This is a genomic window from Reichenbachiella sp. (assembly GCF_039969095.1).
Lineage (GTDB): Bacteria > Bacteroidota > Bacteroidia > Cytophagales > Cyclobacteriaceae > Reichenbachiella.
Genome location: NZ_JBDVOL010000017.1, coordinates 109,475 through 126,841, shown reverse-complemented (window position 1 = coordinate 126,841; position 17,367 = coordinate 109,475). Strand labels below are relative to the sequence as shown.

Genomic DNA, 17,367 nt, shown 5'->3' with positions numbered 1-17,367 from the left:
CACCTCGTACAAAATTTACAATATTTCAACATGAAATTTATAATTATTCAAAATAATGAGTTGCCAAAGAAAAGTACATCTAAGCTAAAGGTGATTATGTTGTGAAAACCATAATTTTGCCACCATGGAAAGTGCACTAAAAGGATTGGCGAAGAAACTCGAAGGAGAGTTGTACTGGGATGAGACATTGCGCAAGCTGTATGCCACTGATGCCTCAGCTTATAGAGAGTTGCCTTTGGCTGTTGCACTTCCCAAATCCAAATCCGATTTACAAGCGCTTATAGCTTTTGCAAATACAAACAAAACTTCATTGATTCCTAGAACAGCTGGCACCTCTTTAGCTGGTCAAGTGGTTGGTAGTGGAATTGTAGTTGATGTCTCCAAACATTTCAATAAAGTCCTAGAGGTTAACGAAAAAGAAAATTGGGTGAAAGTTCAGCCCGGTGTGATCAGGGATGACCTCAATAGACACTTGAAGCCTTTTGGTTTGTACTTTGGCCCGGAGACTTCTACAGCCAATAGAGCCATGATTGGTGGAATGGTGGGTAACAATTCTTGTGGCTCCAATTCGGTGGTTTATGGTAGCACGAGAGATCACTTACTGGAAGTCTCTGGCTATCTTTCAGATGGCAGTGAGGTCACATTTTCCAGCCTTTCGGCTAATGATTTCGAAGAAAAGTTGACACTCGATACGCTCGAAGGTGAAGTCTATCGCAATGTGCAAAAAATGCTCTCTTCTGAAGAGTACCGAGCAGAAATAGAAAAAGAATTTCCAAAGTCTTCGATTCCTAGAAGAAACACGGGATATGCAATCGATCTTTTGGCTATAAATCAGCCTTTCAAAAAAGATGGTGAGCCATTCAACTTCTGCAAACTAGTGGCGGGGTCAGAGGGTACTTTGATGTTCATCACAGAAATCAAAGCAGGGACAATACCCATTCCTCCAAAGGACAAAGCACTCATTTGTATTCATTGTGAAGATGTCAACGAGTCTCTGTTGGCCAATTTGGTAGCCCTTAAATATGGCCCACATGCCTGCGAATTGATTGATCATTACATACTCGAATGCACTAAGGAAAACATCGAGCAGCAAAAGAATAGATTTTTTATCGAGGGAGATCCGGGAGCAATATTGGTGGTAGAATTAGCAGCTTCCAACGATGAAGATTTGGATAATTTGGTGTTGGACTTGATTTCTAATTTGAAGAAGGAAAAGCTTGGTTATCATTATCCAGTTCTCAAAGGGGGGGATGTTGGTAAAATATGGAATTTACGAAAAGCGGGTCTCGGCTTATTGGCAAACATCCCAGGAGATGCCAAAGCACAGCCAGTGATTGAAGATACTGCAGTAGATGTAAATGATCTGCCTGCTTATATCAAAGAATTTAATGAAACGCTGGACAAATACGACATGAAATGTGTGCATTACGCACATGCAGGATCTGGAGAGTTGCACTTGAGACCTATTCTCAACTTGAAGACAGAAGAAGGTCACAAGATGTTCAGGGTAGTGGCCGAGGAAATCTCCAAGTTGGTAAAAAAATATAAAGGCTCATTGAGTGGCGAACATGGAGATGGTCGATTGAGAGGAGAGTTTATCAAAGAACAAATCGGAGAAAAGAACTACGAGCTGCTCAAAGAAATAAAAAAGGCTTGGGATCCTAATGGTATATTCAACCCGGGTAAAATTACAGACACTCCTCCCATGGATTCCTGTCTAAGATATACCTCGGATCAGAAAGACGATGAAATCAAAACCTATTTCAATTGGGATAAAAATCAAGGTGTACTTCGCTCGGCTGAACTCTGCAATGGTTCTGGAGATTGTAGAAAATCTGCTGGAAGCGGAGGCACGATGTGTCCGAGCTACATGGCTACTCAGAATGAAAAAGACACCACTAGGGCACGAGCCAATATCTTGAGAGAAATTCTAACGCATTCCGACAAAGCCAACAAGTTCGACAATGAGGAAATCAAAGAAGTACTCGACCTCTGCTTGTCTTGCAAAGGCTGTAAATCTGAATGCCCTTCGAATGTAGATATGGCTAGACTCAAGGCCGAATTCCAACAGAATTATTATGACGCCAATGGATTGCCGATCCAAACACGTATGATGGGTGAGTTTGCCACGAATATGAAATTGGCTTCTAAGGTGCCTGCTCTTTACAATTTTGTATTTGGCAACAAACTGACAGGCGGGATTGCCAAGGCAATCATGGGCGTACATCAGGATCGCTCTATGCCTCCGATTGCGTCTCGTACGATGAGCAGCTGGTACAATCAGAAGAAAGGAAAATTACTAAGCCGACAATCGGACAAAAAGGTCTATGTCTTTTGTGATGAATTTACCAACTATTTGGATGGCGAAATAGGCATTAAAGCGATTAAACTGCTCGACAAATTGGGCTATAACGTTATTATTCCTGAACACAAGGAATCTGGCCGTGCCTTAATTTCAAAAGGGATGGTGAAGAAAGCTAAAACCATTGCAGATCAGAATGTAGAGTTACTAGTAGACTTGGTGTCAAATGAAATTCCATTAATCGGAATAGAGCCTTCTACCATTCTAACCATTAGGGATGAGTATCCAGATTTAGTCAGTGAGTCATTAAGAGAAAAAGCTAAAAAATTGGCTGATGCCTCAATGACTATTGAAGAATTTTTGGCGAGAGAAACACGCCGGGGAAATATCAAAAAGGAGAAGTTTTCCAGAGAGCAACGAAACTTAAAAGTTCACGGACATTGTCACCAAAAGGCATTATCCTCTATTCAGACTTTGAAAGACACACTTTCCATTCCTGAAAATTATAAAGTAGAGGTCATTCAATCTGGCTGTTGTGGTATGGCTGGCTCATTTGGTTATGAAAAAAACCACTATGAGGTATCTATGAAAGTAGGTGAGTTGGTGCTTTTTCCAGCGGTAAGAAAAGCATCTTCGGATACCATTATTGCTGCTCCAGGTACAAGTTGTCGTCATCAGATTAAAGATGGCACTGGCAAAATTGCCAAACATACGGTAGAAGTGCTTTGGGATGCGCTGGTCTAACTATTTCGGATCGATCAAATGCCAAAATACTCCTTAAGCTTGACACGGAATTCGTCAAGATTCAGGATGTTTTGTTTCTCCTTTTTACCAATTTCAGTAATAGTCAATTTCGAATCAGTTAATGTGACTCTGCCAATGGGCGTGGCTCTTGTGATTAGTTTTTGCTTTCTGAAATGTGAATTTTTGTTGTTTTGATGATCGTCACACCTATCTATAAATTCAATTAATTGTCGTTCCTTAGCAGTAAAAAGATACTTCGGTTCAAAATCAATTGAATTTTCAGACAGATGGAGTATGTATTCATCATCAATGGTTTTGTCGATTCTGAAATATCGGTTGTAGTCCATCTGCACTAAACCGACCTGTAGCAACTTGGGCTGAAGAAAAAGGTCTCCAAATCCTACATCCACTAAATAAATCTGATCTTCGAAATGAACTAGAATAGCTGCATGATCAAAGGGGGGTCTCAATTCTCCGTCTTCATAAGTCTGAGCAGAAATAAGATGACAGCTGAACCCAAGTTGGGAAAGCAAGTGATAGAATAGCCCGTTCAATTCATAACAGAAGCCTCCACGCTTATTCAAAACGATTTTATTATATATTCTTTTTACATCCAAAATAATCTGATTGCCCATGTGGATGTCGAGATTCTCAAAAGGGATATTTATTAAATGAGACTTATGAAGAGATTTTAAATATTTGAGGTTAGGTACCCTTTCTCTTTGGCATTTTATTCTTTGCAGATATTTGTCCACATCTATTTTAGGCAACTTTGATTGATTTCCTAATGTGTTAAATGGAGTCATGTTGTTGAAATTTATTTACCCAATTGATCCATTTTACTCGTCATTAAGTCAATTTTATGTTCGAGAGATTCTACTTTTTCCTTGAGTTCATTGATATTTTCCTGAATATCTTCATCCTCAATAAAATAATCGGTAATCGTGCCTGTGAGTGTAGAGAACATAATCATACCCAGTAAAATTAGCGCTACACTCAAAAATTTTCCTTCTACTGTTACAGGTGGAATGTCTTGCAAAAAACCTACTGTGATTGTAGTGACAGTGGTCCACCACAAACTGTCTGACATCGAAGTAATATGCGGGTTTGCATTTCTTTCCAAATGGTAAAAACTTAATGTAAAAAACAGAATAATCATGCCGCTTATGAGCATGAGATTGCGGAATGTATTGAAAGAATTTTTTCTACTAAAGGCGTTGAATATATACTTGGCGGATCTCAGTACTCGCAATATTCTAATGACTCTTATTATTCTTCCCATTCGAAGCGCTTCAACCGTAGGAATGGATGAAACTAAATCGATCCAATTGCCTTTAAAATATTTCCACTTATCGTTTGCTCTAAAAAAGCCATTAAAAAAATCATAGAGGAAGAGCATGCAGATCGCAAAGTCTATCCATGATAGAATTTCTTTGAGTTCTACAGGATAGTCAACAATAGTGCCTACATAAAGTTCTACGACAACATAGATAGAAAGAATAAGGAGCAGATTTTGAAACCCAGATGACTTTTGATATGCTTCGGTTTCCATGGTTGCAAATTTAGTTTCTCAAAATTGTTAGCTTATCTTGGGCTGTTCAGGCTAATATAAAAAATATTTAATTTTTCTAAGTTTGTATTAGCAAATCGTACGACGAATTATTTACTTCTTAACATTATGAAAATATTGATCACCGGATCCAATGGTCTTTTGGGACAAAAGCTAGTCAAGTTGCTGTTAGAAAAGGACATGGAAGTAATAGCGACCTCCCGCGGTGCTAACCGCGTGACTTATTTGTCAAAGCCGTTTGAATATTCTGAATTAGATATTACAAATGCAATACAGGTGGATGAAGTCATAAAGAAGTACAGGCCAGATGCTGTCATTCATACAGCAGCAATGACAAATGTAGATCAATGTGAAAAGGAGCAAGCCGAATGCAGAAATCTAAACGTAGACGCTGTAGGCTTGTTAGTTCGGGCATGCGAAACGAGTAACATCCATTTTATTCATCTCTCCACGGATTTTATTTTTGATGGAGAATCAGGGCCATACAGAGAAGATGATCAGCCAAATCCGATTAGTTTTTATGGACAGAGCAAATTGGATGCGGAGGAGATTGTAAAGCAAGCGAATTGCGATTGGGCTATTCTTCGAACAGTTTTGGTTTATGGTATTACACCTGGTATGAGTCGTTCTAATATTATTCTTTGGGTGAAAGAAAACTTGGAAAATGGGAAGCCTCTGAATATTGTAGATGACCAATGGCGTACACCAACCTTAGCTGAAGATTTGGCTACAGGTTGTTTTTTAGTGGCTAAACAGCGTGCTACGGGAGTTTTTAATATTTCTGGTGAAGAAATGCTCACGCCTTTTGAGATGGCTAAGAAAACAGCTGATTATTTTAATCTGGATTTCTCTTTGGTGACCAAAGTAGACGCAAGTACTTTCTCTCAGTCAGCCAAGCGCCCACCAAAAACTGGATTTATTCTGGACAAGGCAAAGGAAGTATTGGGCTATCAGCCACACTCCTTTGAAGAAGGAATTAGCATTTTGGATGAGCAAGTGTGAAGTCTGGGAGAATAAATGTCCTCCCAGAGTAAGCTTACTTCATTATTCATTTCTTAGTGCATTCACTGGATTAGATGTAGCCGCTTTTATCGCATGAAAACTCACCGTGAGTTGGGAAATTACTACAGCTAAAACAGATGCCAATACAAAAGCCATCCAAGGCATTTCTACATGATAAGCAAATCCAGAAAGCCATTCGTTTAGAAAGTAATAAGCGACAGGTGTAGCGATCAAACAAGCCACCAAAACTGGTTTGGTAAACTCAGTGGAGAGCAGCAGTACGACAGTTTTGATGTTGGCTCCTAATACTTTTCTGATTCCAATTTCTTTGATGCGTTGCTCAGCCGTGAACATAGATAGTCCAATTAACCCCAAGCAAGCAATGAAAATGGCCAACCAAGTGAAGCTTACTATCAAGGAGGCGAAGTTCTCATCGTTTTCGTATTGTCTGCCAAATTCTTCATTGAAGAACACATATTCAAAAGGATAATTGGGATTTACCTCGACCCAAATTTCTTCTATTTTTTGAAGTGTACTTTTTAAATTTTCCTGACGAATTTTGAGGGACATTACACTGTTACTTATAGCAGTTGGTCTATAGGGTAAGATAATTGGCTCTATTTGATGTCTCATGTTGGCAAAGTGAAAATCTTTCACCACGCCTATGACAGTAAATTCATTAGGCCCCTGGCTAATTTTTTTACCAATGGGATCTTCCCATCCTATAGCTTTTGCAGCCGCTTCATTCATAATGAGACTTGCAGCAGAATCTGATTTAATTGCTTTAGAATAATTCCGCCCTTGCACAATTTCCATTCCCATTAGATCGAAATATTCCTCGTTGACCCCCATACTGCTAACAATCCAGACATCGTCTTCATCAGCTCCCTCAGGAAGAATGCCTCTTCTGCCTACTCCTCTTCCGGGCATCGACCCTGACAGTCCCATCATTTCGATATTAGGAATTTGAGCAAGCCTGTTTTTTAATCTTTCACCCGAAGTTCTAAGGCTTTGATCCCCTAAGTTGATGGATAGAATTTGCTCATCATCAAATCCTTTGTCGGCCGATTTCAGATAGTCGAGCTGATAGTAGACCGTAATAGTTCCAATAATCATGGTGATGGAAGCAGTAAATTGCACCACCACCAGCAACTTGCGTAGCCAAACGCCTGAAGTACCTGTTTTGAAATTGCCTTTGAGGACTTTCAAAATGGAGAAGCCAGACAATAAAAATGCAGGGTAAAGTCCAGCAACAATACCCAACCCAAGCACTGATCCAATTATCCATAGCACAGTGGATGTGTCGCCTACTAAGTACATCAAAAGGTTTTGATCAATGCCAAAGTCCAAAAATGAACTAACTACAAAAAGCCCAACCAAAGATAAAATCAGAGAAAAGAAGCAAATCACTACTGACTCGGATAAAAACTGGAACGCCAGCTGTCTTTTGCTGGCACCCATAACCTTACGCATACCTACTTCTTTGGCACGATTGGCTGATCTGGCAGTAGATAGATTCATAAAATTGAATGCTGCTATCATTACCACAAAAAGCCCCACGATTGCCAAGGTATACAGGTAATTGATGTCGCCTTTGTTCGCATTGAATACGTCGAACAAAATACCTGATGAACTTAAATGCGTTTCCGTCAATGGTTGTAACGTCACCTTAAAATTATCGCCTACATTATTGTTTCGAATGATTTCCTCCATCTTGGTTTTCACTTCCTCAATGTTGGCTGTTGGACTAAGTGATACATATTCTACCATCGATATGCTAGTCCAGCTATTCAGATAATTGATGGTATTGCTGTCGCTTTCTGTAGGCACCATGGATACGAGAAGGTCAAATTCCATAGAAGTAAATGGCGAAGGGTCTTTCATCACGCCAACTACTTCCAAATCTGTGGAATTATCAACTTTAATGGTTTTGCCAATGGGGTCTTCTTTCGAAAATATCTTCTTGGCCATGGTTTCTGTCAATACAGCTGTGTTTGGTGCTTGCAGGGCAGTGGGTTGATGACCAGAAATTAATTCGTAATCGAAGATTTCGAACAAGCTGGGTTCCACATAGACCATATTTTCCGTATAGATTGGAATCTTGTTGTACTCCACTAATGAGCGACCATTCGTGCTGATACGTACACTGTTTTCTACACTGGTCAGCTCATTTTTCATGGTCTCACTCAAGGCAGGTAGCGTGATACCAACAAGATTGCTGGTGACTCCTAGTGCCTCATCTATTGTGAGAACCCTGAAGATATTGTCAATGTTGGAATGGAATCTGTCGTAGGATAATTCCTTTTTGATATAAGTAAAAATGAGAAGGGCGCAGAGAAAGCCAATAGTCAATCCGCCAATATTGATAAAGGCAGTAGACTTACTTTTAAAAAGATTGCGAACAGCGAGTTTGAAATAGTTTTTGACCATGAGAGTTGAGTTTTTCTAATTTGAGATGAATCTAATCTAGAAAAAGTTCTGTTTCTGGTCAATGAAATTGTGATGGGTGGCGGGCGAAATTTGGATTTAAAATGGACAAGTTAGATAGAAGACAAAGACCTGAATGCCATTCGGGTCTTTGTCTTCTGATTTTAGTTATCAATTTCTTTTTATCACTTTGAAAGATTTTACCTCATGGTCTAGCGTGAGATGGACTTGATAAATCCCATTTGGTAATTGGCTTAGCTGGTCTACTTCGTAAATCAATTCATTGCTTCTGAGCATGGAATGGAAGATAGTCGCACCATTTATATTTCGGATGGTCAATTCGTATTTGCCCAACGGTTGGTTTGGAAGCTCAATTTGAAAAGTTGATGTAAAAGGAACTGGATAGATTCGAACATTGTCAAGTATCTTATTAGTCACTTCGGTGACTACTATTATGCTTAGTGTTCCTTCTTCAAAATCAAATTTGTATTGATCGTCATCTCCATCGGATAATTCTATGGCGTAATCACCAGCAGTACTCAATTCAGTAGCTGTCGTGCTTATGGTAGGAGGAGTATCTATCACTTGCTCATCGTCTTCACCTATAAATCCAGCATATGAAAAACTTAATTCCGGAATGGGTTGATTCATCTGGATTTCGAGATCTTCTGCTTTCACTACTAATGTTGCTTTTGTGGTTGTAAAGGTTTGTGACACCTCTGGTGCTGGTAAATAAGACTCATTCCCTTCTTGTGAAGCAAGAATGCTTACTTCTCCTGTGCCGTTGATAGAGACTTCATTGCCTGAAATACTGGCTGGCCCAGATGTGACGGCATAAATTATTTCTAAACCAGAAGTGGCTGAGGCTTCAAGTTGAAATGTATCACCATATACTTTTTCTGTTATTTCATTAAAACTGATTGTTTGACTCTCCGCTACTGAAAATACTTCAAAAGATTGAATGATCGACTCAGCTTCTAGGTAGTTTTGGTTTCCATTTTGTATGGCTTCTACTTCGAAGGTGCCAGCTTCGTTTATGGTTAATTGATTTCCCAAAATCACACCATTACCTTCAAGCAATGCAAATTCTACCGTGAGGTCAGAGGTTGCAGATGCTTGTAAAGTAATGGGCGAGTCCTCGAGCGATTGATCGCCTATTGTTGTGAAGTTTATCGTTTGTTCCAATTTTGTTACCACTAGCTGTTCAGAGATCTCACTTGGTTTATAAGTTAAATCTCCTTCGTGGTATGCGGTGATATCCACAGTCCCTGCTCCAGTTATTTGGACCTGCATACCTGCTTCCGTTGTGATGATTGTTGCCACTTCTTCATCAGACGATTTGAAAGAGACCTCGTTGCCAGAGGAATTACTGGCACTCAATGAAAGATTGTCGTCACCCACAGTCACCTCATCCACCAATTCGAAAGTAATGATTTGATCTTCCCTATTATCTGGTACTGTGAAGTCAAGAGCGGTGATACTGCTCTGCAAATTGTCGCTTTCATCTTCAGCTATTAGTACCAATTGGTAGCTTACACCCAGCTCCAGTGAAGTAAATACAGAAATGTATCCTGAATTGTACGATCCTTGATGAATCGCTCCTTCTACTTCAAGATTGGACAAATCATTTACAGATGGAAGCGCAGCATTCTCGGCAATTATTGCGGCATAAATGGTTCCGTATTCATCGGTATCCGCGGTAAGCGACACTTCCATATTTGAAACATCTGTGATTTCTGGGTTGTCTGTAAAAGAAGGTGGTGTGCCATCCTCTGTTTCAAAATAGGAGGAATAAGCATATTCACTGAGGTTGTCATTTTCATCCTCGGCTACAAAATATAATTCATATTCCTGATTGTCAATCAAACCAGTCAATTGGAATTCGTAGGTCTGATCTGCTTCTGCTGCTATACTGCCAAAGGCTGGAGCAGATTCCCCGGAACCAAGCTGTTCGCTTTTCACTTGTGTCGCGCTTGGTGTATCACCATCATTTGGATCTAGCACATAGTAGAATGTTCCTGCTTCATTGAGTGAAAACGAGAATGTGGCTGTAGTCTCTGTCAGTTCTACTTGTGTGAGGTAAGTAGGAGAAATGACTGGTGCAGTTTCATCCGATGTAGTAGCCGTGAGTTTTACAGGATCTGTGCTATTTCCAAAGTTATCTTCTGCCACCACAAAAAAGTCGTATTCCACCTGAGTGGTGAGGCCAGTGAACTCTACGTAGATATTGGTTCCCAAACCATCGGCTTCAGAATCCGCTACCCCAATAGCTTCCTGCCCTTGATAATCCTGTCCAGCTATGACTTGACTAGCGGAGGGTGAAGAGTTGCCTTCTAGTTGTGCAATAGCATAGACTGTCACTTGTTCATCCACACGTGTGTGAATCTCCACTGCAGTTTCATTGATAGTGGACACTTGCGGATAGCCCGCATTAAAGACTGGGTCTATGTCATCGATTGTCGTGAAATCGATTTTGGTAGCGCTAACCTGTAGATTTTCAGCTGCGTCTTCAGCTGCTAACCAAACATCATAGTCTGTGTCTTCACTCAGATTATTGAGTGTAAACCCAACTGCACTTGCAGCAACTGACCCCTCGTCCAGTGCCTGATAGTTCCCTCCATTTTTGAGATTAGGAGGGTAATGTGTGGAACTGCTGCTACGAAAAACGGCATAATACACCATACCTGTTTCTTCATTGAGGTCAATTTGTACTTCAGCCTCCAGCGAAGAAATGGTGCCCATTTGCGGATATCCTTCGCTCCATGTGGGCCTCGAATAATCTCCGGTAGTCACTTCCAGTTTAGTTACCACAGATTGAACATTGTAACTTTCATCGGCAAGAACTAGGTAGATGTCATATTCGGTTTCTTCTTCAAGTCCACTTATTTGTGCATGATTTGCATATTCTACACCAGCAGTTAAATTATAGGCCGATCCTTTTTTTAATGCATCTTCTCCCGAAGCATTTTTCCCTGCTTCTATTTGTTCGGCAGTAGGCTGGGTGCTGCCATCGGGTTCTACGATGTAATAGACACTTCCAAGCTCAGTAAGTTTTAGTAATATCCTGTAGGTATTAGAAAGGTAATACTCAAACTTTGGATAGTCTGTATCAAAAGCCAGTGTAGAGGGCTGTTGTACCGTTAGTGTTCGCTGAAGAGATGGGGCAGCACTGTGATAGGTATCACCACTTTGGCTGGCTGTGATGGTGGAGGTGCCTTCCCCAATAATTGTGATCTGAGCGCCAGAAACGGTAGCCACAGATGTATTCGAACTGTGGTACGTAACATCTAGATCAGCTGAAGAGGTCCCGTCCATATCTAACGGGTCGTCTCCTTCCGTAGCGACCAATTCAGAAGTTGACCAATTTATGCTTTGATCGATTTTTACACCATCGACTAGCACAGGTAGTTTAAGCTTAATGCTTTCCTCTCCGGTGAATGGGCTCACAACTTTCGTGGTAATGTAGCCGCTCTCAGCACCAAAAGGCGCATCAACAATGATTTGATCGTTTTCATAAAACTCTATTTCCCATCCAGTTGGTATTTCCCACTCAAAATAGGAATTGAGCATATTATCAGCACCCCCATTCAGGTAATAGATAATATCATTTCCCCCTGTATTAACAGCCTGAAGACCTGTTAATACATAATAGTTAGTCAATGCATCATTGATGTCTTCAAAATCGTAGCAAAAACCAGGGTTCATGGGGATCCATTTGGTTTGGTTTTGTCCTTCTTCGCTGGAAGCATTTAAGGCAGTAACATTAAAGTCGTATTTCACACCCGACCCATTTTCAAGGGTAAAGTCATAGTAACTATTGGCAGTAGCAAAATCATTTCCAGCGATGTAATTATATACACCACAAGAAGCCGCTTGAGAAAGGGAATTGTAGAATTTATAGGAAACAGCACTTGCATCCTTGTTCTTCCAATGGAAACGAATCACTGGTGATGTTTCGTCAAATTGAATAATCTCTGGATGAATGATTTGAGATTTACCTGGCTGAGCCACGCACCATGCAGGTGAAAGGAAAAATACAATTGCAATTAGCTTTTTCATAAGGCAACTTTTTAATTTGAATAGTCAAATTGCCTCTAGCCTTTGGCTAACGAAAAGGGTTTTTAGCGAAGGGATAAATGTTTTGAGTGAAGGGAATTATTTATTGAGTGACGATTATAGCATACTCAGTCCATCAATAAAGTCTTTGCGAAAGGACTTTCCAATTTGAACTTTATGTCCTTTGAGAAAAACGTATCCTTCCGAAAGAGAATCCACATGTGCAAAATTGATCAAATAAGATCGATGCACGCGCATGAATCCAAACGGCAGTAGCTTTGCTTCTACGCTTTTTAGGGTGTGGCTGATGATGAACTTGTCCATTTCGGTGTACACATTGGAGTAGTTGTCAAATGCTTCCACGTAGACAATATCAGACGACATGACGGACACAATCTCTTGACCATTTCTTAAGAACAGTTTCTCTGGCGAAGCTTCTTTCTCTTTGTTTTTTCGAGTTCTGGAAAGTGCTATTTCCACATTAGCGATTAAATCACTTTCATTGAAAGGTTTTACAATATACCCCGAGGGGTTAGTTTTTTTGGCCCTGTTCAGCGTCTGCTGATCGTAGTAAGAGGTGAGAAACACAAATGGTATGTCCAGCTTTCCTGCCAGATCTATTCCGTCTGAATCACCCTCGATGTTGATATCAAGCAAGGCCATGTCTGGATTGTACTTTTTAATCGAAGCGAGAGCGTCAGGGGCTTCATCTACAATATCTACGACATCGTATCCATTTTTTTCAAGAATGCTGGCTATGTCATCAGCTATTAGTGGCTCATCTTCTACCACCAGTACGGAGGGTTTACTCATTCGACTAATTTATATCGAGAAAGTGTTAAATACACAGCTGTCCCCTGTTCATTTTTGACTTCAATTTCGGCTTTCAATTTGCGCGATAGCGATTTGATCATTTTCCACCCGAAAGAATTGGAGGTTTTCAATGCCTCTTCGTTCATACCCACGCCATTGTCTATCACTGATACGTTAAGGATTCCATTAATTTCTTTCAGTGAAATGTCCAATAATCCATTTTCTGCGCCTTGAAAAGCATATTTAATGGAATTGGTGATAAGCTCGTTGATAATAAGGCCAAGTGGAATCACAGTGTCAATGTCCATTTTAAGGCCAGAAGCATCAATATTCCAAGTCACTTTTTCTTCATCTACGCCAAAGGCACGAAATAGCTCTGAAGATAAATTCACTAAGTAATCTTGTATGTCTACTCCACGTACATCATCAGCTGAGTATAGTTTTTGATGGATAAGCGCCATTGATTTAACTCTGCTCTGCCCTTCTCTTACCGCATCTTTAGCTGCATCGTCATCCAACGATCCAGCTTGCAGATTAAGCAAACTTGAAATGACTTGTAAGTTGTTCTTGACACGGTGATGGATTTCTTTGAGCAAAACCTCTCGATCTTCTAAGGCGCTGGTGATCTCAGAATTTTTTTCTGTAAGTAGTTCAGAAGTTTTCTTCTTGGTTGAATATCGTTGATAGAGAAATCCGATGAAGATCATTAAAATGGCAACCCCTGAGATAAATATGTTTCTTTGGTTTTGAGAATTGGCGAGTGCCAAAGCGGCATTTTTCTGTTCTAGTTCTAATTCCGCTATGGTCCGAACTTTTTGTTCAGTTTCATATTTGGTGTTGTATTCATTAATAATTTCCTTGTTCTTAATATTGATCAGCGAATCTCGAAAGGTTAGGTAGTCAGATTGTATTTGATAGGCATTTTGGTAGTCCCCCATTTTCTCATAGAGTAAATACTGCGCCTGTTTGGTTTCTATGATACGCCCCATGTCCCCGCGATTTAGCACATTACTCAAACTCAAATCATAATATTCTAGCGCTTTTAAGGGTTCATTTTTCTGACTATACAATTCCCCATATTTTCGATACAAAATGCCCAAACCTTCTTGGTCTTCTATTCTTTTTTGAATTATTTCAGTTTTTTTATAAAAATATTCCGCACTGTCAAATTGAGATAGGTAAACGAAAGTACTTCCCATATTTAAATACACAATACTCTGCATTAATGGGTCGGGTTCATCGATAAAAGGTTGTAATGAGCTTTGGAGATAGGAAAGTGCCGAGTCGTATTGCTCAGTTTTATTAAATATTAAAGCAATATTGATCTTCGACTTAGCTAGTTCTGCAGGATTTTGAACTTCCTTCCTAAGGTTCATTGCTTTCAAAAAGTAGGTCAACGCTTGGTCATAATCGTATTGCTGATAATACAAAGCCCCTAGATCATTATAGGCCCAAGCGAGATAGCTAGGAGATTCGATTCGTTCGAATATTTCAATACTTTTAGAATGGTGCGAAATCGCAGAGGCTATATCTCCCTGTATTCCATAAACGATTGCCAGCGTTTCCATTGACATACCTAGTTGCAAGCTGTCTCCATTATTGACTTCTATTGCATGTAGCAACAAAATCCTAGCACTATCCAAATTTGTGTAAGTATATTCAAATGCTAAATCATTGAGAGCTATAAGATTGTCAGGGTCTTCTTTTAGAGTAGTCTTCAAACTATCCATAAAATGTTTGTCCTGCGCCCAGCAGATAGTATTTAGTGCGGTGAAGGTGAAAAAAATGAGTGCCCGAAAAATTATCATTAAGAATATCTAAAAGTCGATTAAAACTAAGATAACAACTTCTAACTTATCCGATATATAAAAATTTTAAGTCTTCCTTCTTTTACTTTTGTTCATTCAAGCTCCAGTTATAATCCATAAAAGAAGTTTTGGCTTTGTCATCTATTTGGACGGTGGTGTATTGATTCAGAAAGTCCACTAAAGTGCCATTTTTTCGAAAATCACCGCCGTACCAGCTGAATAGTTTGGAGAGTTCGAGTCGATCAGAGCTGATTTTGTTTTTCGTAGTGTTAGATAAAAACTCCTTGGTTTGAATTGTGAGTTGAGCATCTAATCGAGAAGCATCGTATGCTTCATTCATCAATTTAGGACAAGAGACGGCTGCACATACCAGAGCAAAATGGATGCGTGGTTCTTCGAAGTCTTTACGGATGATACCATGTTCGATGTTGTTGAGCGAAAGCTCCTTGCCATCTTCAATGTCAAAACATTCAATATCCCAAGGTGTATTTATGAACGGAATCTGGATAGATGATCCGATGTCTTTGATACTCTCCACTGGGTAATATTTTAGAATCAATTGAATAGTCAGTGCATTGTAAACATTGATCCAATACGTCAATTTTTCATTGTCCTCCCACTCGCCTGTGGGAGGATTGGTCGTCATGTCTACAAGATAATCGTTGAGTTTTTGCTCATCATTTTTGAAGGCTTTGTAATTGACACCGCCAGTTGAGTCAACATATTTTTTTAGCAGTACATCAAAAGCTTGATGAGAAGGCTGGGCTTGATTGATGAGAGGTAAGGATAAAAGAAGTAATACAAGGAGGTTTTTCATAAAAAAATTTATTATCAAAGACTAAACACATAACAGGCTAATAAAATTCCGTTAATCAAATTAATAATAAGACAGCGTATCTTTTTGTTAAAAAGAATAAATTTGACTTTCTACAACTAGTGTAAAAAAGTAGCGAATGCAAAATCTTAGTTTAATTCAGTCTTTAGGCCAGAAGCTGTCCCCACAGCAGATTCAGTTTATCAAGCTGCTTCAAGTGCCTACTGTCGAACTGGAGGCGAGGATTAAAGAAGAAATGGAGATGAATCCAGCACTAGAAGAAGGAAAGGAAGAACCAGCTGACGAGCAGGTGGAAGAATCCACAGAAGAAACTAGTGAGGAACTGGACATTGATGACTATCTGAACGAGGATGATTATGCAGGCTACAAAATGCAAGGCGATGGCAATGGTCAGGAAGAGGAACGGGAGATGCCCATCTCATCGGGGTCCTCTTTGCAGGAGCAACTCATCATTCAATTGGGATTTGAAAAGCTTGATGAAAGGCAGACGCAGATAGGGCTCCAGCTACTTGGAAGCATAGAAGCCGATGGCTATATCCGTAGGGATTTGGAGGCCATTATGAACGATTTGGCCTTTTCTCAAAATATAGAAACTACGGAAGAAGAGCTTGAGGAAATTTTATATAAAATTCAGACATTCGACCCTCCTGGGATTGCAGCTAGAAACTTAAAAGAATGTTTGCTGATCCAACTGGAAAAACGTGATGACCATTCCGAAGAAAACCAACTGGCGCATAAAATTGTTTCCAGCTGCTTTGATGAGTTTACAAAGAAGCATTACGACAAAATCCTGAAAAAACTTAGCATTGATGATGAACAACTAAAGTCAGCCGTACAGCTCATCACCAAACTTAACCCCAAACCTGGTGGGATTACGGATGGATTGGTGAAGACACAGTATCTGATGCCCGACTTTATCCTTACCAATGATGAGGGAAAGCTGGATTTGACTTTGAATGCCAGAAACGCTCCAGAGTTGAGAATTAGTCGATCCTATGCGGATATGTTTCAGAGTTACCACAAAAGCGATAAAAAGGACAAGAAATTAAAAGAAACAGTCTCTTTTGTGAAGCAAAAACTCGATTCAGCGAAGTGGTTCATTGATGCTATTCGTCAACGGCAAAACACCTTGTTGAACACCATGAATGCGATTATCAAATATCAATATGATTTCTTTTTGGAGGGTGATGAAAGCAAGCTAAAGCCAATGATATTGAAGGATATCGCGGAGCTCATCAATATGGATATTTCTACAGTTTCTCGCGTAGCCAATAGCAAGTCTATTCAAACAGAATTTGGCATTTATCCATTGAAGTATTTTTTCTCAGAGGGAATTGCTACAGATTCCGGAGAGGATGTAAGTAGTCGTGAAGTAAAGCAAAAACTAAAGAAACATATCGAAGAAGAAGACAAGTCCAAACCGTTGTCGGACGACAAACTTGAAAAATTATTGAAGGCAGATGGTTACAACATTGCCCGTAGAACAGTAGCCAAGTATCGGGAGCAATTAAATTTACCCGTGGCCAGATTGAGAAAAGAGTTATAGTGGAAAATAGAATTAATACAATTATTTCTTATGTGTTCCATCCATTGCTCATGCCGTCGATGACATTTTTGATCCTATTTTGGCTAATGCCAGAATTGATCAAACCATTGACATTTGTTACTTTACCTTTCCTATTCATCACTACATTTTTAATACCCCTGCTTAGTATCTCCATGCTAAAATTTTCGGGATCTATTTCGAGTTTCAAATTGGAAAACAGAAAGGAGCGGGTGATGCCTTTTTCTTTTGTTTCCATCTTTTATG

General features: G+C 39.7%; 11 protein-coding genes. 3 read left to right on the top strand and 8 right to left on the bottom strand.

The annotated features are described in order from the left end of the window. The first annotated feature begins 124 nt into the window (after positions 1-124). Positions 125-3,046: an FAD-linked oxidase C-terminal domain-containing protein gene (locus ABJH98_RS18715; RefSeq protein WP_348309306.1), complete on the top strand. Its 2,922-nt coding sequence runs from the start codon at positions 125-127 to the stop codon at positions 3,044-3,046. A gap of 14 nt (positions 3,047-3,060) precedes the next feature. Here the strand turns inward: ABJH98_RS18715 and ABJH98_RS18710 are convergent, their stop codons facing one another. After that, the gene (locus ABJH98_RS18710; protein ID WP_348309305.1) at positions 3,061-3,852 is read right to left on the bottom strand and encodes an arylamine N-acetyltransferase; all 792 of its coding nucleotides are present in this window, start codon (positions 3,850-3,852) and stop codon (positions 3,061-3,063) included. A gap of 11 nt (positions 3,853-3,863) precedes the next feature. Further along, positions 3,864-4,598 (bottom strand): ion transporter, encoded by a 735-nt coding sequence (locus ABJH98_RS18705; RefSeq protein WP_348309304.1) that lies wholly within the window; start codon positions 4,596-4,598, stop codon positions 3,864-3,866. A gap of 126 nt (positions 4,599-4,724) precedes the next feature. On the opposite strand from ABJH98_RS18705, the gene rfbD reads away from it, so the two are divergent. Further along, on the top strand, positions 4,725-5,618 hold the full coding sequence (rfbD, locus tag ABJH98_RS18700; protein WP_348309303.1) for a dTDP-4-dehydrorhamnose reductase: 894 nt from the start codon (positions 4,725-4,727) through the stop codon (positions 5,616-5,618). Positions 5,619-5,660: 42 nt separating this feature from the next. On the opposite strand, the gene ABJH98_RS18695 is transcribed toward rfbD, so the two are convergent. From ABJH98_RS18695 to ABJH98_RS18675, 5 genes are all read right to left on the bottom strand, one after another. Further along, positions 5,661-8,048, bottom strand: coding sequence for an ABC transporter permease (locus ABJH98_RS18695; RefSeq protein WP_348309302.1), 2,388 nt, complete (start codon positions 8,046-8,048; stop codon positions 5,661-5,663). Positions 8,049-8,216: 168 nt separating this feature from the next. Then, positions 8,217-12,104: an MBG domain-containing protein gene (locus tag ABJH98_RS18690; protein WP_348309301.1), complete on the bottom strand. Its 3,888-nt coding sequence runs from the start codon at positions 12,102-12,104 to the stop codon at positions 8,217-8,219. 114 nt (positions 12,105-12,218) lie between these two features. After that, the gene (locus tag ABJH98_RS18685; protein ID WP_348309300.1) at positions 12,219-12,914 is read right to left on the bottom strand and encodes a response regulator; all 696 of its coding nucleotides are present in this window, start codon (positions 12,912-12,914) and stop codon (positions 12,219-12,221) included. Then, positions 12,911-14,644 carry a tetratricopeptide repeat protein gene (locus ABJH98_RS18680; protein WP_348309299.1) on the bottom strand — a complete coding sequence of 578 codons (1,734 nt, stop codon included), beginning with the start codon at positions 14,642-14,644 and terminating at the stop codon, positions 12,911-12,913. The genes ABJH98_RS18685 and ABJH98_RS18680 overlap by 4 nt, the downstream gene beginning before the upstream one ends. Before the next feature lie 160 nt (positions 14,645-14,804). Beyond that, complete coding sequence (locus tag ABJH98_RS18675; protein WP_348309298.1) at positions 14,805-15,539, bottom strand: DUF547 domain-containing protein; 735 nt, start codon at positions 15,537-15,539, stop codon at positions 14,805-14,807. A 136-nt stretch (positions 15,540-15,675) separates the two neighbouring features. On the opposite strand from ABJH98_RS18675, the gene rpoN reads away from it, so the two are divergent. Continuing rightward, a complete protein-coding gene (rpoN, locus tag ABJH98_RS18670) occupies positions 15,676-17,103 on the top strand; it encodes an RNA polymerase factor sigma-54 (protein ID WP_348309297.1) in 1,428 nt (475 codons plus the stop codon). 28 nt (positions 17,104-17,131) lie between these two features. On the opposite strand, the gene ABJH98_RS18665 is transcribed toward rpoN, so the two are convergent. Then, complete coding sequence (locus ABJH98_RS18665) at positions 17,132-17,359, bottom strand: hypothetical protein (protein ID WP_348309296.1); 228 nt, start codon at positions 17,357-17,359, stop codon at positions 17,132-17,134. Positions 17,360-17,367: the final 8 nt, after the last annotated feature.